Raw genomic sequence first — 19,019 nt, 5'->3', positions numbered from 1 at the left:
GAACACGTTCACGGGGGAATCCTTGCCCGATGGGCACCCGGGCAGTCATGTCGATCCAGCGGCCGGCCCCGCGCCTACGGCCGCGGCACGTTGCGCAGGTTCGACCGGGCCATCTGGAGCATCCGTCCCACCCCGCCGTCCAGGACGATCTTCGAGGCGGACAGGGCGAAGCCGGTGACCATGTCGGCGCTGATCTTCGGCGGGATGGACAGGGCGTTGGGGTCGGTGACGACGTCGACCAGGGCGGGGCCCTTGTGCTTGAAGGCCGCCTTCAGCGCCCCGGCCAGCTCCTTCGGCTTCTCCACCCGCACCCCGAAGGCACCGCAGGCCTCGGCGACGGCGGCGAAGTCGGGGTTGCGGTTGGCCACGCCGTGCGAGGGCAGGCCCGCCACCAGCATCTCCAGTTCGACCATGCCGAGCGAGGAGTTGTTGAACACGACGACCTTCACCGGCAGGTCCTGCTGGACGAGGGTGAGGAAGTCGCCCATCAGCATGGTGAACCCGCCGTCGCCGGACATCGAGACGACCTGCCGGCGCCGGTCGGGGAGCTGGGCGCCGATCGCCATCGGCAGCGCGTTGGCCATCGAGCCGTGCGAGAAGGAGCCGATGATGCGGCGCCGGCCGTTGGGCGAGATGTAGCGAGCGGCCCAGACGTTGCACATGCCGGTGTCGACGGTGAAGACCGCGTCGTCGTCGGCGACCTCGTCCAGCACGGCGGCGACGTACTCGGGATGGATCGGCACGTGCTTGTCGACCTTGCGGGTGTACGCCTTGACGACGCCCTCCAGCGCGTCCGCGTGCTTCTTCAGCATCCGGTCGAGGAAGCGACGGTTCGTCTTCTCCTTCACCCGGGGGATCAGACAGCGCAGGGTCTCCCGCGCGTCGCCCCACACCGCGAGGTCCAGCTTGGACCGCCGGCCGAGGTTCTCCGGCCGCACGTCGATCTGGGCGATCCGCACGTCGTCGGGCAGGAAGGCGTTGTACGGGAAGTCGGTGCCGATCAGGAGCAGCAGGTCGCACTCCTGGGTGGCCTCGTAGGCGGCGCCGTACCCGAGCAGCCCGCTCATGCCGACGTCGTACGGGTTGTCGTACTGGATCCACTCCTTGCCGCGCAGCGCGTGGCCCACGGGCGCCTTGATCCGGCCGGCGAACTCCATGACCTCGGCGTGGGCGCCCGCCGTGCCGCTGCCGCAGAACAGGGTGACCTTGTCGGCGTCGTCGATCAGCCGCACCAGCCGGTCGATCTCCTCGTCGCCGGGGCGGACGGTCGGCCGCGAGGTGACCAGGGCGGTCTCGACGGCCTTCTCCGGGGCGGGCTGCCCGGCGACGTCGCCGGGCAGGGAGACCACGCTGACGCCGGAGCGGCCGATGGCGTGCTGGACGGCGGTGTGCAGCAGCCGGGGCATCTGCTGGGGACTGGAGATCAGCTCGCAGTAGTGACTGCACTCGCGGAACAACTGCTCGGGGTGGGTCTCCTGGAAGTAGCCGAGGCCGATCTCGCTGGACGGGATCTGCGAGGCGAGGGCGAGGACCGGGGCCATGGAGCGGTGGGCGTCGTAAAGCCCGTTGATGAGGTGGAGGTTGCCGGGGCCGCAGGAGCCCGCGCAGGCGGTCAGTTTCCCGGTGATCTGGGCCTCCGCGCCTGCGGCGAAGGCGGCGGTCTCCTCGTGCCGCACGTGCACCCAGTCGATGCCCGGATGGCGGCGCACCGCGTCCACGATCGGGTTGAGGCTGTCGCCCACGACTCCGTAGAGGCGTTCCACTCCGGCACGGGTGAGGATGTCGACGAACTGTTCCGCGACGTTCTGTTTGGCCATGGGTCCATGGAGGCACAGCGCGCGGCGTCACGCCTCCCAAACGGCGGCGGCCGTACGGTCGTCGGCGTAGCCCTCGACCCCGGCCCCGCTGTCGGCGAGGAACGCGGCGAGGCCGGGCGGTTCGGCGTCGGCCCATCGCCGCGCGAGGAGTTCGCCCAGCTCGCGCTCGCCGCGCAGCGGCTCGGCCAGGCCCGTGCTGCACATCAGCAGCACGTCACCCGGCCGGGCTACGGAGGCACGGAAGCGGAACGGCTCGCGGGACGGCTCGCTGGGACCTGTGGCGTGGGGGCCGGCCGGTGCGGTGACGCCGAGGTCCATGGTGAGCCGGTCGCCGTGGGGCGTCTGGCTCGGCGGGGAGCCGAAGCCGACGACGGGGTCGCCGGTGACCTCGCCGGAGCGCGGTTCGAGGTCCTGCCAGACGCCGTCGCGCAACCGGAACAGTCCGCCCGTCCCGACGCCGAAGAACACGCGGGTGCGGCACTCGGGGGCGGCGGGCAGCAGCAGGCAGCGCAGGCCGGCCGCGTACTCGTGCGGGGCGAGGCCCTGTTCGGCGGCCTCGGCCCGGAGCCGTCCGAGACTGCGGTCGGTGAGACGGTGCAGGCCGGACTTCAGGTCGCCGCGCCGGGCGGCGCGCAGGTCCTCGGCGAGGCGGGCGTGGCTGCGGCCGACGGCCCGGCCGATCCACCGGCAGACCTGGGCGGCGGCACGGTGCGTCCCGGCCGTCGCGCGGTCGCCGGTGGCCATCGCCACCAGGACCAGTGCCTGCTCCCCCGCGCCGAACCGGGCGACCAGCAGTGCGTCGCGGCGCGGGTCTCCCCGGTGGCGCGCGGAGTCGCCCCGCGTGGAGACGGCCCGCAGCGTGCAGGCTCCGTACCGGGCGCCCTCCAGCACGGTGTCCGCCACCAGGCCGTCCAGCGCGTCGGGGTCGGCGGGCGGCAGCGCGGTGGGCTCGGCCTCGTAGGTGGGCGGTCCCGAGCCGACGTGACCCGGGGCGGGCGCGGGCGCGGGCGCGTCGGAGGCGGCCCGGGGCACGCGGTTCGCGTCGCCGCGGGGCGGTCGCGCCCGCGACGGGAGCGAGGGGAGGAACTGGGGCGGGGGCGGCGGGAGGGCGGAGGCGGTGTCCGGAGGCGGTGGCGGCGGGACCTCCGGGGCGGGCAGGTCGCGCGGCGGCCCCGCGGCGCGGAGGTTGTCCGCACCGGGCCGGGAGTCCGTCGCGGCGCCGTCCGCGCCGGTCGCCCCGGCCGCGGCGCGGGTACAGGGGCCGGGGACGCTCCGCTGCCCGCGGTGGCCGCGTGGTTCCGGGACGTCCCGGCGTTCCGGTGCCGCCCACCAGGGCGGCCGGTCGTCGGCCGGGGGCTCCCCGCCCGGGTCCCCCTCGGGCCGGCCCACCGTCCCCGCGGCCGAGGCGTACCGGTCGTCCAGGGAATCGGGCGCGGCCGTGGGGCCGGTGTCGCCGGTGGAGTCGTCGTACAGCTGCCCCCACCAGTCGTCCTCGGGACCGGTGGGCCTTCCCCCCTGCTGGCTCATGCTCCCGATTGTCCACCGATGGGGCCGGATGAAAACGGGGCATCGGGAAAATCCGCCGGGCCGTCGCGCGCCGGAGGGAGTGTCGCGTGACGGAGGCGAACGGTGGGGCGGACGGGGTGGCCGGGCGGCCCCACCCCCCACGGGAGGACCGCCCGGCGACGCCACCTTGGCAGAGTGCCCCGCGGTACGGCGATGATGTCCGGAGGCGGGTTTGTGCCGTGGCTGTTTTCCGCCATGGGCCGGCACGGCAGAATGCGGGTGATCTTCGGGGAGGGGCGGCGCCTGATGCTGGGAGTGCTGGGGCTGGAGGACACGCACGAGTCGGCCTACCGGGCGCTGGTGTCCGTGGGGGCGGCCGACGTGCCCGATCTGGCGCGGAGACTGGCGCTCGGCGAGCAGGACACGGAGCGCGCGCTGCGGCGGCTGGAACAGAACGGTCTGGTGGCCCAGTCCTCGGCCCGGCCCGGCCGCTGGGTCGCCGCGCCGCCGGGCGTGGCGCTGGGCGCGCTGCTCACCCAGCAGCGGCACGAGCTGGACCGGGCGGAGGTGGCGGCGGCGCTGCTGGCCGAGGAGTACCGGGTGGCGGCGGGCGAACCGGCGGTGCACGACCTGGTCGAGGTGGTGATCGGCGCGGCGGCGGTGGCGCGGCGCTTCCTGCAGCTCCAGCTCGGCGCGAGCGAGGAGGTGTGCGCGCTGGTCACCGGCAGGCCCGTCGCCGTCACCGGCATGGAGAACGACGCGGAGGAGCAGGCCACCGAGCGCGGGGTCCGCTACCGGGTGGTGGTCGAACGGTCGGTCCTGGACGCGCCGACCGGCATCACCGAGCTCACCGCCGCGCTGGGCCGTGACGAGCAGGTGCGGGTGGTGGACCGGGTGCCGACCAAGCTGGTGATCGCCGACCGGGCGCTCGCCCTGGTGCCGCTCACCGCGCACTCCGCGGAACCGGCCGCGCTGGTCGTGCACGCCAGCGGGCTGCTGGAGCTGTTGTCGGGCCTGTTCGACTCGGTGTGGCGGGAGGCGCTGCCGCTGCGGCTCGGCGCGGCGGGTGTGACGGAGCACGGTCCCGACGGACCCGACGGCACCGATCTGGAGATACTCTCCCTGCTGCTGGCCGGCCTGACCGACGCGAGCGTCGCCAAGCAGCTCGACCTGGGGCTGCGGACGGTGCAGCGCCGGGTCAAGCGGCTGATGGAGCTGACCGGGGTGACGACCCGGCTGCAACTGGGCTGGCACGCGTACGAGCGGGGCTGGGTGTCCCGGACCCGCTGACGGACCCGCGCGGAGCGCGCTCGGCGCGCGGATCTGCGGACCGGGCGGACCTCCTGCACCCTGGACAGATGGGAGCGTGGGACCTCCTGCTGTCCGGCCTGGTCATTCTGCTCGGGCTGTGCGGCGTGCTGCTGCCCGGCATGCCGGGGTCGTGGCTGGTGTGGGCCGGGGTCCTGTGGTGGTCGCTGAAGGATCCGCAGCCGGTCTCCTGGTTCGTCCTGGTGGGTTCGACGGCCGTGCTGCTCCTGTCCCGGGCGGTGCGCTGGACGCTGCCCGCCCGCTCGCCGCGCTCGGACGAGGTCACCCACCGCATGGCCGCGTACGCGGGTGCCGGGGCGTTCCTCGGCTTCGTGCTGGTCCCCGTGATCGGGGCGATCCCCGGCTTCATGGGCGGCATCTACCTGGCCGAACGGCTGCGGCTGGGCCGGCACGGCGAGGCGGTGGCGGCCCTGCGGACCGCGATGCGCTCGGGCGGCACGAGCGTGCTGACGGAGCTGTTCGCGTGCCTGCTGGTGACCGGCGCGTGGCTCGGGGCCGTGCTGGCCGGCTAGGTGCCTCGCGCCGGCCGGCGCCGGCCGGGCCGCACCTCGCGGGGCCGGGTCCGACGGTGGGGACCCGGCCCCGCGAGGCCGGGCTCACACCCGGTCGGCCGCGATCAGGACGTACTGGAAGGAGCCGTCGCGGTACGACTCGATGAACGCCTCCTCGATGCCGGTGACCAGCGAGGACGTGGCCCGCAGCTCCCAGTAGGGCAGGGTGTCCGGGGTGAGGTCGACGATGGTGTGCGGCACCAGCCGGTTGTCGGCCATGGCGCGCAGGTACTCGCGCCGGGAGTGGATGTTGCACTCGAAGTGGGCGTTGATCCGGGAGACCCACTTCGACGGCTGGCCGTAGCGGGGGTTCCAGCAGCCGGTGATCGTCACGTACCGGCCGCCGGCCTTCAGGAAGCGGGAGTGCTCGGCGAACAGGTCGTGGAGGTCGACGTACATGGTCGACTCGTTGTTCCCACGAGGCGGTGACGCTGCCCTTGTCGAAGGGGGTGTCGAGCATGTCGCACACGCGGGAGCGGACGCGGTCCGCGATCCGCAGTGGTGGTGGCGAGGTTGCGGGCGGCGGCGGTGCTCAGGGACTGCTGCGGCGCGCCGGACGCGGTCCGGGCTTCCGGGATGCTGTCGAGGGACATCGAGGGGCTTTCTCCTTGCACGACGGGGCGCCCGGCGCACACGGGTGCGCCGGCCGGGAGACAGGGAGGGGTGGGCAACGGGTGGAGGGATCACGGCAATCCCTCCACGTGCCGAAGCTAGCCCCTGGACCGGCCCCGTCCGCCGGGGAGACGAGATGCTCACCTCGAAGCAGTGACAATCAGTTGAATGCGGTTTATCGGCCCGCCGTGTGGCATCACGAACATTCCCGCCCGGACCCACGCCGGCCGTCGGTTACGGAACCCGGAGCCGGACACCCTCCAGGGTGAGCAGCCGCGTCTTGCGGTCCAGGCCGCCCGCGTACCCGGTCAGGGAGCCGTCGGCGCCGATCACGCGGTGACAGGGGCGCAGGATCAGCAGGGGGTTCGCGCCGATCGCACCGCCGACGGCGCGCACCGCGGGACGGGGTGCGCCGATGCGCGCGGCGATCTCGCCGTACGTCGTGGTCGTCCCGCGGGGCACGGTGTCCAGGGCGGCCCACACGCGCTCCCGGAAGGCGGTGCCCTCGGCGCGCAGCGGCAGCCGGAACTCCACCGGCTCCCCGGCGAAGTAGGCGGCGAGCTGCGCCGCGGCCTCCCGGAACGGCCCGGCGTCGTGCCGCCAGCCGTCCTGGACGCTGCGGCCGCCCTTCTGCCCGGGCACGGACAGGGAGGTGATCGCCCCGTCCGGGCCGGCGGTGAGCAGGAGCCTGCCGACGGGGCTGTCGAGTTCGCTCCAGTACGTGACGGAGGTGGCCGTGGTGGTCATTGCTGCTCCCACTCTCCTGCTGCGCGCAGGTGGTTCAGTGCGTACGAGCGCCAGGGGCGCCAGGTGTCGGGGACGGCGGGGCCGGGCGGGGCGACGTCGGGGTCGCCGAGGGCGCGGGTGCGGATGACGGCGGCCGTACGGGCGTCCACCCCGGGCACGGCGAGCAGCGCGTGCTCGGCGTCGTCCCGGTCGGCGCCCGGGTCCAGGCGCACGGCGCCGTCGGCGAGGGCGGCGGCGAGGGCACCGGGGGCGCCGTGCAGCTCGGCCCCGGCGAGGACGGCCGGTTCCGGGAAGAGGTGGGTCAGGGCGCCGCAGGGCGCGTCGAGTGCCTTGCCGTACCGCTGGACCAGCCGCTCGGCCTCCGTCCGTCCCACGAGGGCGCGCACGGCGAGCTCGTCGGGGTCGGCGGTGCCCGGTGAGCGCAGTCCGGGGCGGGCGGCGACCAGCGGGGCGAGCCGGGCATCGGCGCCGAGCCGCTCGTCGACGGCGTACGGGTCGGCGTCGAGGTCGAACAGCCGTCGCAGCCGCTGCACGGAGGTGGTCAGGTCGCGCAGGTCGGTGAGGTGCAGGCGGGCGTCCAGCCAGCCGCCGCTGCCGGTCCCCGGGCGGCCGGGCCGTTCCTCGACGGCGACAATCCCGGTGCCGTAGGGCAGGCGCAGGGTGCGCCGGTAGACGCGGCGGCCGGGCGGGCCGCTCACCTCCTCGATCCCGGCGACCGCCTCGCGCTGGAGCAGGTCGAAGACGGGTCCGGCGCGGTAGGGGCCGCGGTGGGCGAGCCGCAGCGGGATGCCGGCGGACGGGGTGGCCGCCCGGGTGGCCCGGTCGCGGGCCGGGGCGGCGGCGCGGACGCCGCTCGGGGTGGCCGCGTACACGGCCCTGATCGTGTCGTTGAACTGGCGGACGCTGGCGAATCCCGAGGCGAAGGCGATCTCGGTGACGGGCAGGCCGGTGGTCTGGAGCAGGACGCGCGCGGTGTGTGCCCGCTGGGCGCGGGCCAGGGCCACGGGTCCGGCGCCGAGCTCGGCGGTGAGCTGGCGCTGGACCTGGCGGGCGCTGTAGCCCAGCCGGCCGGCGAGTCCGGCGACGCCCTCGCGGTCGACGACGCCGTCGCCGATGAGCCGCATGGCCCGGCCGACGACGTCGGCGCGCACGTTCCAGTCGGCCGAGCCCGGAACGGCGTCCGGGCGGCACCGCCGGCAGGCCCGGAACCCGGAGCCCTGCGCGGCGGCGGCCGTCGCGAAGAACCGCACGTTGCGCCGCTTCGGCGTGACGGCCGGGCAGCTCGGCCGGCAGTAGATGCCGGTGGTCTCTACGGCGAAGAAGAACGCCCCGTCGAACCGGGCGTCACGGCTGCGGACGGCCTCGTACCGGCTGTCCTCGTCCGGGAGGTGTTCGGGGTGCCTCGGGTTCTCCGTCACACCGTCCAGTCTCCGCCAGTCCGGCGGGCCGGGCTGGCGGAAATCGGACATCGTGTGGGAGGCCGTGGCGCGGGGCCGTGCGGGGGCCGCTACCGGGCGCGTCCCCGCTTGGCCTCCATCGCCGCCTTCCCGATGGCGCCGCGGCGCTTCCACTCCTTGCGGATCTCGGCCCGCAGCCGGGCGTCGGTCTTGGCGACGATGCGCTGGTTCTCCCGCAGCAGTTTGCGGTAGCTCTCCAGCCGCCGCTCGGACAGCTCGCCGCCGTCGACGGCGGCGAGGACGGCGCAGCCCGGCTCGCTCTCGTGGGCGCAGTCGTGGAACCGGCACCGCCGCGCCAGCTCCTCGATCTCGGCGAAGACCTGTCCGACCCCGTCGCCGGCGTCCCAGAGCCCGACGCCCCGCAGCCCCGGGGTGTCGATCAGCACTCCCCCGCCGGGCAGGGCGAGGAGGTTGCGGGTGGTGGTGGTGTGGCGTCCCTTGCCGTCGACGTCCCGGGTGGCCCGGACGTCCATCACGTCCTCGCCGAGCAGCGCGTTGGCGAGAGTGGACTTGCCCGCGCCGGACTGTCCGAGGAGCACGGCCGTGCCGCCGGCGACGACGGCGGCGAGGACGTCCAGCCCCTCGCCGTGCGCGGCGCTGACGGACAGCACCGGCACGCCCGGGGCGGCCGTCTCGACGTCCTGGACGAGGTACGCCAGGGTCACCGGGTCGGTGACCAGGTCGGCCTTGGTGAGGACGACCACGGGTTGTGCCCCGGACTCCCAGGCGAGCGCGAGGAACCGTTCGATCCGGGCGAGGTCGAGCTCGGCGGCCAGCGACACGGCGACCACGGCGTGGTCGACGTTGGCCGCGAGGATCTGGCCCTCGGACCGCTTGGAGGAGGTGGAGCGCACGAAGGCGGTGCGGCGTGGCAGGTACGTGCGGACGTAGCGCGGGTTGCCGTCCGGTTCGACGGCGACCCAGTCACCGGTGCAGACGACGCGCAGCGGGTCGTGCGGGGTGACGAACGCGGTGTCGGCGCGCAGTACTCCGTCGGCGGTGACGACGTCGCACTGGCCGCGGTCGACCCGGACCACGCGGCCGGGCAGCAGCCCTTCGGCCGCGTGGGGGGCGAACGCGTCGGCCCAGTCCTCGTCCCAGCCGTAGGGAGCCAGGGCGGAGTGGGCGGAGAAAGCGGAGGTGGAAGTCAAGGGTGACCCTTCGAAGGGTGGCCCCGGCGGCCGCGCGCACCGGTGCAGGTGCGGGCGCGGCGGAGAAGTGAGGTGAGGTCAGCCGGCGGCCGGGGAGGTGGAGTGGACGGACTCGTGGGTGCGGCAAGCACCCGTCACAGACACGGCCATCGGTCACACCTCCGTCCTCGATCGAGCCGACCGCGGCAGCCGACCGGCGCCGCGTGTTCACGCCGCAACCATAGAGGGGCACGCCCTCCGGACGCCATCGCTTTTCCGCTTCGCCATGAATGGCGCCGTGCACGAGGTCGCGCGCACTAGGGTCCCCACCCCGGCTGGACGATGGGGACGTGTCCGGGGGGGGCCGGGCCGGGTCGTCGTCCCGGTTCGGCCCCCCGGAGCTCGTCGGGTCAGGCCTGGACGGGCTCGTCCGCCGGCAGGCTGTCCATGAAGGAGCTGACGGAGAAGACCGCGTTGCCGGCGCCGGGCGGGCCGTAGCCGGGGGGCGAGGACAGGCCGAAGTCCTCCATCGTCTGCCGGTAGGCCTGGAGCAGCCGGATGTGGTACTCCAGCGGCGCGCCCTGCGGGTTGGCCTTGCCCAGCGGTGTGGTGGGCTCGGGGCACCAGGTGGTGAAGCGGGGCGTGATGCCGTGCGACATGAAGAAGCGCAGGCCCTCGGTGGTGGACGCGATGGCCTCGTCGACCGTCTTGAAGCCGAAGGGCTCGGCCATCTCCACGCCCGCGACGAAGTTCGGGATGACGTTGCGCGCGCCGAAGACGTCGGCGGAGTCGAGGATGCGCCGGTGCCACTCGTCGCGACCGACGTAGCGCTCCTTGCCGGGGCAGTACATCTTGAACAGGTACTCGTCCCACACCTCGAAGTTGGGGTGGTAGATCTGCACGCCGTAGTCCTTGAAGCGCTGCACGTCCGCCTTGGGCAGGGCCTGGGCGACGACCTTGCCGATCCAGCGGCCGGGGAAGCGCTCCTCGATGGCCTTGGCGTAGTGGCCGTAGAAGTCGGCCTCGTCGCGTCCGGAGACGGTCTTGGTGATGGCGCCGCCGGTGAGGGTGTAGGCGGTGGAGGTCTTCGCCGTGTCGTAGCGGTCGATGATCTCGAGGGCCTCCAGCACCTCCTCGACGTCCTTCACGCCCGTGTAGGGGCGTCCGGCCGCCTTGTGCTGGCGCCAGTTGTGGTTGATGTCGCAGTACTGGCACTCCTCCTTGGCGCCGAAGTACTGGCAGACCCGGAAGACGGTCAGGTAGATCAGGTAGCCCCACTGGATGGTCGGGGCCACCTCCATGACCGACTTCCCGTTGGAGAGGGTGTGCCGGTAGTACTCGGGCATCGGCGGCACGCCGACGTCGGAGATCCGCCCGCCGTCGAGGTAGAGACCGAGCTGGCCGTGCTCGTCGGCGGCGACGCGGTAGGGGGAGGCCGGGTTCACGCGGACCGAGACCACCGTGCGGCGCAGGTCGTAGGGGCCGCCGGTGAGGATGATCTCCTCGGGCGGGCGGCGCAGCGCGGCCTCGCCCAGCTCGGGCAGGGTGCCGTGGTCGAAGGAGAAGATGAAGTACGACTTCGGCTTGACCTCGCCGTCCTCGTTGTCACTCAGCGCGGAGGGGTCGAAGGCCACACCGCCCCGAAGGAGGTCCTCCTTGAAGACGGCCTCGCGCGGCACGTGCGGGAACCGCTCCATCAGATCCTCGACCAGCGCGGTACGGCTGTCCATCCCGTTGTCTCCTCCCGGCTCAGGCGTTCGACTTCTCACGGTATGCCCCCGGCCGGACGTCCGGCCGCCCGGGGCCCCTCCCGGCGCGCCAGGTAGGTTTCCGGCGGGAGGACTCCTGGTCCTCGTGGAGCTTCGGGAGGGCTGCGGTATGACCGTCACCGCCGTGACCAATTGGGCCGGCAACATCACATACCGGGCCGGCGAACTGCTGCGGCCGCGGTCGGTTGAGGAGTTGCGGAGCGCGGTGGCGCGCAGCCCGCGGGTGCGGGTGCTGGGCAGCGGGCACTCCTTCAACGGGATCGCCGACCCGGGCGCCGAGGGGGCGCTGCTCTCCCTGGCCGCACTGCCGCCCGAGGTGGACGTGGACACGGCCGCCCGCACGGTGCGGGTGGGCGGCGGCGTCCGGTACGCGGAGCTGGCCCGGCTGGTGCACGCGCGCGGACTGGCCCTGCCGAACATGGCCTCGCTGCCGCACATCTCGGTCGCCGGGTCGGTGGCGACCGGCACGCACGGCTCCGGCGTGGGCAACGGGCCGCTGGCGTCGGCGGTGCGCGAGGTGGAACTGGTCACGGCGGACGGCTCGGCGCTGACCCTGGCACGCGGGGAGGAACGGTTCGGCGGCGCGGTCACCTCGCTCGGCGCGCTCGGCGTCGTGACCGCCCTCACCCTGGACCTGGAGCCGGCGTACGAGGTCGAGCAGCACGTCTTCACCGAGCTGCCGCCGGCCGCCGTGGACGGCCCGGGCTTCGACACGGTGATGGCGGCGGCGTACAGCGTGAGCCTGTTCACGGACTGGCGGGCGCCGGGTTTCCGGCAGGTGTGGCTCAAGCGGCGCACCGACCGGCCGCTGCCCGGCTTCCCGTGGGCGACGCCGGCCGTCGGGAAGATGCATCCGGTGCCGGGGATGCCCGCGGTGAACTGCACCGACCAGTTCGGGGTGGCGGGGCCCTGGCACGAGCGGCTGCCGCACTTCCGCGCGGAGTTCGTGCCCAGCAGCGGCGACGAGCTCCAGTCGGAGTACCTGATGGCGCGCGAGCACGCCGTGGACGCCCTGCGCGCGCTGGCCTCGATACGGGACGGTGTCGCGCCGGTGCTCCAGACCTGCGAGGTCCGCACGGTCGCCGCCGACGAGCAGTGGCTGAGCCCCGCGTACGGGCGGGACACGGTGGCCGTGCACTTCACCTGGGTGGCGGACACGGAGGCGGTGCTGCCGGTGGTGCGGCGGGTGGAGGCGGCGCTGGACGGGTTCGGCGCCCGGCCGCACTGGGGGAAGGTGTTCACCACTCCACCGGCCGTGCTGCGCGCCCGGTATCCGCGGCTCGGCGACTTCGGGGGGCTCGTCGCGGACCTGGACCCGCGGGGCAAGTTCACCAACGCGTTCGTGCGCGGGGTGCTGGCCGGCTGAGGCGGGCGGTCGGCGGTCAGCCGGCGGTGCGGCGGAGCTCCACCAGGGGGATGGCGCGGCCGGCCTGCTCCTGGTGCTGGGCGAAGAACGGCGCCTGTTCGAGCAGCAGCGGCCACAGCCGGTCGCGTTCGGGTGCGTCCAGGACGGTGGCGACGGCCGGATAGGCGTCCGGGCCGAGTTCGACGGTGACGTCGGGGTGGGCCACGACGTTGTGGAACCAGTCCGGGTGCCGCGGCGCCCCCATGTTGGAGGCGACGACGGTCACGCGGTCGCCGTCGAGCCGCCAGAAGCCCATCGGGGTGGTGCGGCGCGTGCCGCTGCGGGCCCCGGTGTGGGTGAGCAGGAGCATCCGGTCGGCGTGCATCATCTCGCCGATCTTCCCGCTGCCCCGCTGCGCGCGGAACTGCTCGGCGACCTGGCGGTTGAGCTCGTTGCGCTGCTCGGTGCTCATCGTCGACGGGTCCATGCCGGTCAATCTGCCACAGCCGCCGCGCCTTCGCGAGAGATCCGGGAGGCCGGTGCGTGCGGGCCGGTCGGCCGGGGCGCGGACCCGCGCCTGTCCTAGGATGCGGGCTGGAAACCCCGCGAAGCACGCGCACCCGCCGGAGAGGTGGACCCATGCCCCGAGCCGGCCTCACGACCGAGCGCGTCGTCGCGGCCGCCGCCGACCTCGCCGACGAGACGGGTTTCGAGAGCGTCACCGTCTCCGCGCTGGCCCGGCGCCTGGGGGTGAAGGACGCGAGCCTGTACACCCACGTCCGCTCTCTGCGGGATCTGCGCGTTCGGATGGCACTGCTGGCGGGCGGCGAGCTGATCGAGGAGATCGCGGAGGCGGTCGCCGGGCGGGCCGGCAAGGAGGCGCTGGCCGCCTTCGCCGGCGCGTACCGGGCGTACGCGCTGAGCCACCCCGGCCGGTACGCCGCGACCCAGATCCGGGTCGACCGGCCTGTCGCCGCCGACTCCCCCGCGCTGCGCCGCACCGCGGAGATCACCTACGGGATGCTGCGCGCGTACGGCCTCGACGAGCCCGATCTCACCGACGCCGTACGCCTGTTGCGCAGTACCTTCCACGGCTACTGCGCCCTGGAGGCCGCCGGGGCCTTCGGCGCCCCGCGGGACGTCCAGGCGTCGTGGGACAGGGCCGTGGACGCGCTGCACGTCGCGCTGGAGCACTGGCCGTCCGGCGGCTGACCGGGCGCCCGCTCAGGCCTTGAGTGCGACGCCGGACACGGCGACCTCGGCGGTGGACTCCGTGGACGGGATGCCGTCCGGGCGCCAGGAGGCGGTCGCGACCACACCGGGTTCGACGAGGTCGAGCCCGGCGAAGTAGCCGGCGATCTCCTGCGGGGAGCGGAGGTGGTAGGTGTTGGCCGACTGCCCGTTGTAGGTCTCGACGGCCGTGTTGAGCGCGGGGTTGCTGTTCGTGCCGTCGCTCAGGGCGAGGTAGCTGCCCGGCGGCAGTGCCGCCACCAGCCGGGCGACCAGCTCGCCGGGCCGCTCCTCGTCGGCGACCTGCCCCATGATGCCCAGCATGGTCAGGCCGATGGGCCGGTCGAAGTCCAGGGTCTTGGCGGCCTCGGCGAGGATCCGGTCGGGGTCGCGCACGTCGGCGTCGATGTAGGCGCAGGCCCCCTCCTCGCTGCTGGTGAGCAGCGCCTCGGCGTGCGTCAGGACGAGGGGGTCGTTGTCGACGTAGACGATGCGGCTCTCCGGCGCGATGCGCTGGGCCAGCTCGTGGGTGTTGTCCGCGGTGGGCAGGCCGGTGCCGATGTCGAGGAACTGGCGGATGCCGGCCTCCTCGACCAGGAAGCGCACGGCGCGCCCCAGGAACTTCCGTTGCAGCCGTGCGACGGCCGCGAACTCCGGGAAGGTCGACAGGATGACGTCGCCGACCTGGCTGTCGACGGGGTAGTTGTCCTTGCCGCCCAGCAGGTAGTTCCAGACACGGGCGGAGTGCGGGCGATCGGTCTGCAGCCTGGCCCTGACTTCATCACGCGGGTGATCCATGGGGACAGCTTCACACAGAGCGACACTCCAGGGGGTCAACTACCCAGCTTTCGCACGTCGTCGTAGCTCGGCACCGTTCCGCCGGGAGCCCGCCCGGACCGGATGTCGGCCACGGCGTCCAGGGCGGCGCCGAGCGCGCGCCGGTACAGCAGCGAGCCCAGACTCACCCGGCGCACCCCGAGGTCGGTGAGGTGCGGCAGGGAGGGGCCGGCCGGTGTCCAGAGGACGTTGAGGGGGACGTCGAGCCGCCGGACCAGCGCGGAGATCGTGCGCGGGTCGGCCACCCCGGGGACGAAGAGGCCGTGGGCGCCCGCCTGCCGGTAGGCGTCGAGGCGCCGTGACGTCCCCTCGCCGTCGCCGAGCCAGTACGTGTCGGTGCGGGCGTTGACGAAGAGGCCGGGGGCCGCCGCCCTGACCGCGGCGATCTTCGCCGCGTGCCGGTCGACGGGGCCGAGGCCGTCCTCCAGGTTGACGCCGACGGCGCCGGCGGCCGCCAACCGCCGTGCCAGCTCCGCGACCTCGTCGGGCTCGTCGCTGAAGCCGCTCTCCATGTCGACGGAGAGGAGGAACGGCGCCGATCCCAGGTCTCGAGCCAGCCGGAGCGTCTCCTCGCGGGTCGCCGACGCCCCGTCGGGCAGTCCGTGCGCCGCCGCGACACCCAGGCTGGTGGTGCCGACGGCCGCGAAGCCCTGGCCGGCGAGCAGCAGCGCCGAGGCGTGGTCCCAGGCGCACGGCAGCAGCAGGGGCTCCCCCTCGCGGTGCAGGTCGGCGAAGGCGGTCACGACAGGTCTCCCACGGCGTCGGCGTAGTACGCGGACTCCGCGACGTGCGTGGCGAGTTCGCGGAAGCTCCAGCCCTCGCCGGGCGAGTGGTCGAGCTGTTCGCCGGTGAGCGCGTCGAGGCGGTTGGCCCAGATCCGGGCGAGCCGGGTGAGGCGGCTGCGGGCCTCCTCCAGATCCTCCCGGGTGAACGGCGCGCGGTCCGCGTCCGTCGTGATGCCGGAGGCGTGCCAGTGGTCGGGCTGCGGCGGCTCCCCCGCCAACCGCGCCTCCAGCTCCGCGAGATGGTCGATCAGGTGGTCGGTGACGCGCCGGACGGCCTTGTGCGGGGTGTAGACCCGGTCGTCGACGTGGGCGGGTTCCCCGTCCCAGCCGGTCCAGGTGGTGGCCAGGGCGAGGACGTGGTCGACCATGCCGGTGACGGCGTCGGCGGGCGCGAGGGTCTCGGTGGCGGTGTTCGTGTCGCTCATGTCCCCGACGCTACGGTCCCGTTGCTTCGGTCCCCGCCGAAGTGTCCCGGACCTTCGGGCGGGTACCCGGAGGGTCACCCCGAGTCATCGGCTACTTCGACCGGCCGGAAGGTGGACATGGCGAGCATCGAGCGACGGGACGGCCGCCCCGAGCGGCGGTGGCAGGACAAGTTATGGGTGATGGGCCTGATGGTCCTGGTCATCGGGCTCGTGACCCGCATGGCCCTGAACGGGGCCTCGGGATGGCTGCCGGCCCTCGTGAGCGCGGCGCTGACGAGCTGTTTCGTCGTGTGGCTGGTACGACGGCGCCGCAACCGCGACGCCCGCGCCACCGGTACCGAACCGGACGACGTACCCGTCATGGAGCGGCAGATCCTCAAGGGCGCGCCGCCGCCCGAGGAGCCCGCGCGACGGCGGGCGCTGGCGGCGCTGGTCGACTCCCGCCAGCGGCGGCTGCGGCGCCACCGCTGGTGGGCGCTCCCCCTCCTCGCCGTGATCTTCTTCGGCACCGCGGCCCTGTGGCTCGCCTCCGGGGCGGTGGCCGCCGGCGGCTGGATGCTGGCCGCCGCGGTCGTCTCCATGACGTGGATGGTCTGGTACCACTTGCACTACGACCGGCGCCTGACGCAGATGCGCCGTCGTCTGCAGGGCTGAACCGCGGGGCGCGGGGTCTCAGGTGACCAGGCCCCGCCGGTAGGCGTAGACGACGGCCTGGACGCGGTCGCGCAGTCCGAGCTTGGTGAGGATGCGGGACACGAAGGTCTTGACGGTCTCGTGGCTGATCACGAGGGCCGCGGCGATCTCGCTGTTGGACAGGCCGTCCGCGATGAGGCGGAGGACCTCCAGTTCGCGGGGCGTCAGCGGGATGTCCTGGGCGCGGCCCGCGGCGGGCCGGATGCGGGCGGCGTACCGGCCCACGAGCCGGCGCGTCACCTCGGGATCCAGCAACGCCGCTCCCAGGGCCACGGTCCGGATGCCGTGCAGCAGCCGGTCCGGCGGCGCGTCCTTGAGCAGGAACCCGCTCGCTCCGGCCCGCAGCGCCTCGTAGACGTACTCGTCCAGGTTGAACGTCGTCACCACGAGCACCTTCACGGGGTGCTCCACGCCGGCACCGGCCAGCAGCCGGGTGGCCTCGATGCCGTCCAGAATTGGCATGCGCACGTCCATCACGACGACGTCCGGGCGCAGCCGGCCGGCCAGTTCGACCGCGCTCCGCCCGTCCCCGCACTCGCCCGCCACCTCCAGGTCGGGCTGCGCGTCGATGATCGTCGCCAGTCCGGTGCGGATCAGCGCCTGGTCGTCGCAGACCAGGACCCGGACGGGCGCGCTCACGCCGGTCCCCCCGCGGGTATCCGCGCCCGGACCAGGAAGCCACCGGCGGCGCTGCGGCCCGCGCTGAAGTCGCCGCCCAGGACGCCGACCCGTTCACGCAGACCCTCCAGGCCGCGCCCGCTGCCGCCGGGGGCGGCGTCCCGTGCCCCGGAGCCGTCCGTGCCGACCTCCACGGTGATCTCCCTTTCGCCATGGCGCACCCGGACCGAGGTCCGGCCGCCGTGGTCGTGCTTGAGTGCGTTCGTCAGGGCTTCCTGCACGACCCGGTAGGCCACGAGGTCGGCGCTGCCCGTCGAGGCCGGCGGCGTGCCATCCTCGGTGAACTCCACCGGCTGCCCGGCCCGCCGCGTCTGCTCGACGAGCGTGAGCAGCCTGCCGACGGGCGGCGTCCTGTCCTCGCCGCCTCGACCGGTGCCGTGGTCGGGGTTGAGCAGGTCCAGCAGGTGCCGCAGATCGGTGATGGCGCGCCGGCCGGTGTCGCTGACGGCGGTCAGGGTCCGGTCGAGGCGGTCGGGTGTCGCGGTCAGATAGCGGGCCGCCTCGGACTGCACGACCATCGCCGTCACGTGGTGGGTGACGACGTCGTGGAGCTCGCGGGCGATCCGGGTGCGTTCGGCGCTGCGGGCGTCCTCGGCGACGCGGCTGCGGCGTTCGGCCTCCGCGGCCCGGGCGGACCGCATCCACACGCCGATGCCCCACGCGAGGGCGAGCGCCAGGTAGAACGTCACGAACTCGGCCGCCGGTTCGCCCGGTCCGCGCTCGTGGAGCGCGACCGCCAGCACCGAGTACGCCGCGGAGGCGGTGACCAGGGTGGTGCGCCGGTACCGCTCCAGGTAGGACCCGGCGCTCAGCAGGGCGACGGGCAGCGCGGTGCCCGCGACGAGGTGGTACCCGCGCAGCTGGTCGAGGGCGAAGCCGAGCGACACCAGGGTGAGGCAGACGAGCGGCAACCTCCGCCGCACGGCGAGCGGAAGGCACTGCAGGGCGGCTGCCACGCCCGTGAGCGCGTCGGCGGACCGCGTCGGCAGGTCGCCGATCTCCGTGCCGTTGCCCTGGAACACGGGCGTGACCGAGGCGACGAGGAGCAGTACCCCGAGCGGGAGGTCCCGGACCGTGACATCGAGCCGGTGCCACGACTCCTGAACCCGCCGACGATCTGTCACCGGGGAAGCCTAGCGGCGGAGTCGACGACCGCGGCACGCCGGGAGCCGAACGGCACGACGTTGCCGCGCCGGTGGGCCAGCCACAGGAACACGAGGGTCAGCAGCGCCCCGAAGCCCACCGAGTACACGCTGCCCTCCGGCCCGAACTCGCCGCCGGTGAGCAGCTCCGGGCCGGACGTCACGGTGTCCAGCAGCCCGTCGCTGGCGCCGTTGCCGGACACCTCGGTGCTGAAGACGCCGGCCGCGGCGAAGTTCCAGCCGAAGTGCACGCCGATGGTCAGCCAGAGACTGCGGGTGGCGGCGTACGCGGCGGCGAGCATGAATCCGGCCTCGATGGCGATGGCGAGCGCGCCCCACAGGGTCGCGTGCTCGTTGAGCAGGTGGGAGAGGCCGAACACCAGGCCGGTCAGCGCCAGCGCGAGATAGGTGCCGATGTGCTCCTCGACGACGCGGAACAGCACACCGCGGTACACCACTTCCTCCGTCGCGGCGGCGCCGGCCATGAAGCCGGCCAGCCCCAGCGCGCCCGTCACCGAGCCGAGGCCGTCGACCTCGTAGTACCCGGCGGTGTAGAGGTTCACGATGACGGCGCCGAACATCCCGGCGCCGATCAGAACGCCCCAGCCGGCCCGGGACACGGCGCCCTCCCGGGCCACGTCCGTGGCGGGCCGGTGCTCGGTGCGCCGGACCACCCAGGCGTACACCAGCACCGCCAGCGCCGCCGCCGTGACGCCGAGGACCAGCGTGAGCGCGTCGTTCTCCTTCACCGCGTTGACGGCGTTGCCGGCGATGGCGTACATCGCCATGACGGCCAGGAACTGCCAGACGAACCTCACGGGGACCCCCTTGTCGGGCCGGCGGCCGAGTGCCGCACGCGCTGCACCGGACGCTACGGATCCGGGAGCCGGAGATCGTCACCTCCGGGTGGACACCTGGCCGTAGCTCGCACGGGGGACAACCGCCCGGCCGGTGCCCGAGGACTGG

At 74.0% G+C, this 19,019-nt stretch carries 18 protein-coding genes and 1 pseudogene; 5 read left to right on the top strand and 14 right to left on the bottom strand.

From position 1 onward, the window contains the following. Positions 1-74: 74 nt before the first annotated feature. Entirely contained in the window at positions 75-1,817 is a 1,743-nt protein-coding gene (locus tag AC0VYN_RS10275) for a pyruvate dehydrogenase (RefSeq protein WP_385459625.1), read from the bottom strand. 27 nt (positions 1,818-1,844) lie between these two features. Then, positions 1,845-3,344, bottom strand: coding sequence for a protein phosphatase 2C domain-containing protein (locus AC0VYN_RS10270; RefSeq protein ID WP_475535715.1), 1,500 nt, complete (start codon positions 3,342-3,344; stop codon positions 1,845-1,847). A 285-nt stretch (positions 3,345-3,629) separates the two neighbouring features. Here AC0VYN_RS10270 and AC0VYN_RS10265 point away from each other — a divergent pair, with 285 nt between their 5' ends. Next, positions 3,630-4,613 carry a helix-turn-helix domain-containing protein gene (locus AC0VYN_RS10265; protein WP_385459678.1) on the top strand — a complete coding sequence of 328 codons (984 nt, stop codon included), beginning with the start codon at positions 3,630-3,632 and terminating at the stop codon, positions 4,611-4,613. Positions 4,614-4,681: 68 nt separating this feature from the next. Next, positions 4,682-5,164, top strand: a complete 483-nt coding sequence (locus AC0VYN_RS10260) for a DUF456 domain-containing protein (protein WP_475535714.1) — start codon at positions 4,682-4,684, stop codon at positions 5,162-5,164. A gap of 84 nt (positions 5,165-5,248) precedes the next feature. Here AC0VYN_RS10260 and AC0VYN_RS10255 read toward each other — a convergent pair. The 5 genes and pseudogenes from AC0VYN_RS10255 to AC0VYN_RS10235 all read right to left on the bottom strand — a co-directional run. Next, positions 5,249-5,702, bottom strand: a pseudogene (locus AC0VYN_RS10255) (methyltransferase domain-containing protein); the annotation flags it as partial. A gap of 347 nt (positions 5,703-6,049) precedes the next feature. Beyond that, positions 6,050-6,562, bottom strand: a complete 513-nt coding sequence (locus AC0VYN_RS10250) for a methylated-DNA--[protein]-cysteine S-methyltransferase (protein WP_385459636.1) — start codon at positions 6,560-6,562, stop codon at positions 6,050-6,052. Continuing rightward, positions 6,559-8,031 (bottom strand): DNA-3-methyladenine glycosylase 2 family protein, encoded by a 1,473-nt coding sequence (locus AC0VYN_RS10245; RefSeq protein WP_475535713.1) that lies wholly within the window; start codon positions 8,029-8,031, stop codon positions 6,559-6,561. Before AC0VYN_RS10245 ends, AC0VYN_RS10250 begins: the two co-directional genes overlap by 4 nt. Positions 8,032-8,069: 38 nt before the next feature. Then, positions 8,070-9,170 (bottom strand): ribosome small subunit-dependent GTPase A, encoded by a 1,101-nt coding sequence (rsgA, locus tag AC0VYN_RS10240; RefSeq protein ID WP_475535712.1) that lies wholly within the window; start codon positions 9,168-9,170, stop codon positions 8,070-8,072. 389 nt (positions 9,171-9,559) lie between these two features. Further along, on the bottom strand, positions 9,560-10,879 hold the full coding sequence (locus tag AC0VYN_RS10235) for a radical SAM protein (RefSeq protein WP_475535711.1): 1,320 nt from the start codon (positions 10,877-10,879) through the stop codon (positions 9,560-9,562). 148 nt (positions 10,880-11,027) lie between these two features. Here AC0VYN_RS10235 and AC0VYN_RS10230 point away from each other — a divergent pair, with 148 nt between their 5' ends. Continuing rightward, positions 11,028-12,284: an FAD-binding protein gene (locus tag AC0VYN_RS10230; RefSeq protein WP_475535710.1), complete on the top strand. Its 1,257-nt coding sequence runs from the start codon at positions 11,028-11,030 to the stop codon at positions 12,282-12,284. Between the two features lie 16 nt (positions 12,285-12,300). Here AC0VYN_RS10230 and AC0VYN_RS10225 read toward each other — a convergent pair whose 3' ends face one another. Continuing rightward, positions 12,301-12,750, bottom strand: coding sequence for a nitroreductase/quinone reductase family protein (locus AC0VYN_RS10225; protein ID WP_475535709.1), 450 nt, complete (start codon positions 12,748-12,750; stop codon positions 12,301-12,303). A gap of 152 nt (positions 12,751-12,902) precedes the next feature. On the opposite strand from AC0VYN_RS10225, the gene AC0VYN_RS10220 reads away from it, so the two are divergent. After that, positions 12,903-13,475, top strand: coding sequence for a TetR-like C-terminal domain-containing protein (locus tag AC0VYN_RS10220; RefSeq protein WP_475535708.1), 573 nt, complete (start codon positions 12,903-12,905; stop codon positions 13,473-13,475). Between the two features lie 12 nt (positions 13,476-13,487). On the opposite strand, the gene AC0VYN_RS10215 is transcribed toward AC0VYN_RS10220, so the two are convergent. From AC0VYN_RS10215 to AC0VYN_RS10205, 3 genes are read right to left on the bottom strand one after another with little or no spacing between them, the layout of a single operon-like run. Next, a complete protein-coding gene (locus AC0VYN_RS10215; protein ID WP_475535707.1) occupies positions 13,488-14,291 on the bottom strand; it encodes an SAM-dependent methyltransferase in 804 nt (267 codons plus the stop codon). A gap of 35 nt (positions 14,292-14,326) precedes the next feature. After that, entirely contained in the window at positions 14,327-15,073 is a 747-nt protein-coding gene (locus AC0VYN_RS10210) for an isocitrate lyase/PEP mutase family protein (protein ID WP_475535706.1), read from the bottom strand. Then, on the bottom strand, positions 15,070-15,540 hold the full coding sequence (locus AC0VYN_RS10205; RefSeq protein WP_475535705.1) for a hypothetical protein: 471 nt from the start codon (positions 15,538-15,540) through the stop codon (positions 15,070-15,072). The genes AC0VYN_RS10210 and AC0VYN_RS10205 overlap by 4 nt, the downstream gene beginning before the upstream one ends. A 117-nt stretch (positions 15,541-15,657) precedes the next feature. Here AC0VYN_RS10205 and AC0VYN_RS10200 point away from each other — a divergent pair, with 117 nt between their 5' ends. Then, positions 15,658-16,194: a hypothetical protein gene (locus AC0VYN_RS10200; protein ID WP_475535704.1), complete on the top strand. Its 537-nt coding sequence runs from the start codon at positions 15,658-15,660 to the stop codon at positions 16,192-16,194. A gap of 18 nt (positions 16,195-16,212) precedes the next feature. Here the strand turns inward: AC0VYN_RS10200 and AC0VYN_RS10195 are convergent, their stop codons facing one another. The 3 genes from AC0VYN_RS10195 to AC0VYN_RS10185 are packed head-to-tail and all read right to left on the bottom strand — an operon-like array spanning position 16,213 to position 18,871. Next, the gene (locus AC0VYN_RS10195) at positions 16,213-16,872 is read right to left on the bottom strand and encodes a response regulator (RefSeq protein WP_385471459.1); all 660 of its coding nucleotides are present in this window, start codon (positions 16,870-16,872) and stop codon (positions 16,213-16,215) included. Beyond that, positions 16,869-18,035 carry a sensor histidine kinase gene (locus AC0VYN_RS10190; protein WP_475535703.1) on the bottom strand — a complete coding sequence of 389 codons (1,167 nt, stop codon included), beginning with the start codon at positions 18,033-18,035 and terminating at the stop codon, positions 16,869-16,871. The genes AC0VYN_RS10195 and AC0VYN_RS10190 overlap by 4 nt, the downstream gene beginning before the upstream one ends. Next, complete coding sequence (locus tag AC0VYN_RS10185; RefSeq protein ID WP_475535702.1) at positions 18,032-18,871, bottom strand: lysostaphin resistance A-like protein; 840 nt, start codon at positions 18,869-18,871, stop codon at positions 18,032-18,034. The genes AC0VYN_RS10190 and AC0VYN_RS10185 overlap by 4 nt, the downstream gene beginning before the upstream one ends. Positions 18,872-19,019 lie beyond the last annotated feature (148 nt).

Source organism: Streptomyces sp. 63XJN7_1_ISO-PGPR-S23-121 (assembly GCF_056173025.1).
This window is presented reverse-complemented; position numbering and strand designations above follow the sequence as displayed.

Coding starts and splice junctions, on each gene's coding strand:
- AC0VYN_RS10275 (WP_385459625.1), bottom strand. CDS start 1,817: ATGGCCAAACAGAACGTCGCGGAACAGTTCGTCGACATCCTCACCCGT.
- AC0VYN_RS10270 (WP_475535715.1), bottom strand. CDS start 3,344: ATGAGCCAGCAGGGGGGAAGGCCCACCGGTCCCGAGGACGACTGGTGG.
- AC0VYN_RS10265 (WP_385459678.1), top strand. CDS start 3,630: ATGCTGGGAGTGCTGGGGCTGGAGGACACGCACGAGTCGGCCTACCGG.
- AC0VYN_RS10260 (WP_475535714.1), top strand. CDS start 4,682: ATGGGAGCGTGGGACCTCCTGCTGTCCGGCCTGGTCATTCTGCTCGGG.
- AC0VYN_RS10250 (WP_385459636.1), bottom strand. CDS start 6,562: ATGACCACCACGGCCACCTCCGTCACGTACTGGAGCGAACTCGACAGC.
- AC0VYN_RS10245 (WP_475535713.1), bottom strand. CDS start 8,031: ATGTCCGATTTCCGCCAGCCCGGCCCGCCGGACTGGCGGAGACTGGAC.
- AC0VYN_RS10235 (WP_475535711.1), bottom strand. CDS start 10,879: ATGGACAGCCGTACCGCGCTGGTCGAGGATCTGATGGAGCGGTTCCCG.
- AC0VYN_RS10230 (WP_475535710.1), top strand. CDS start 11,028: ATGACCGTCACCGCCGTGACCAATTGGGCCGGCAACATCACATACCGG.
- AC0VYN_RS10225 (WP_475535709.1), bottom strand. CDS start 12,750: ATGGACCCGTCGACGATGAGCACCGAGCAGCGCAACGAGCTCAACCGC.
- AC0VYN_RS10220 (WP_475535708.1), top strand. CDS start 12,903: ATGCCCCGAGCCGGCCTCACGACCGAGCGCGTCGTCGCGGCCGCCGCC.
- AC0VYN_RS10215 (WP_475535707.1), bottom strand. CDS start 14,291: ATGGATCACCCGCGTGATGAAGTCAGGGCCAGGCTGCAGACCGATCGC.
- AC0VYN_RS10205 (WP_475535705.1), bottom strand. CDS start 15,540: ATGAGCGACACGAACACCGCCACCGAGACCCTCGCGCCCGCCGACGCC.
- AC0VYN_RS10200 (WP_475535704.1), top strand. CDS start 15,658: ATGGCGAGCATCGAGCGACGGGACGGCCGCCCCGAGCGGCGGTGGCAG.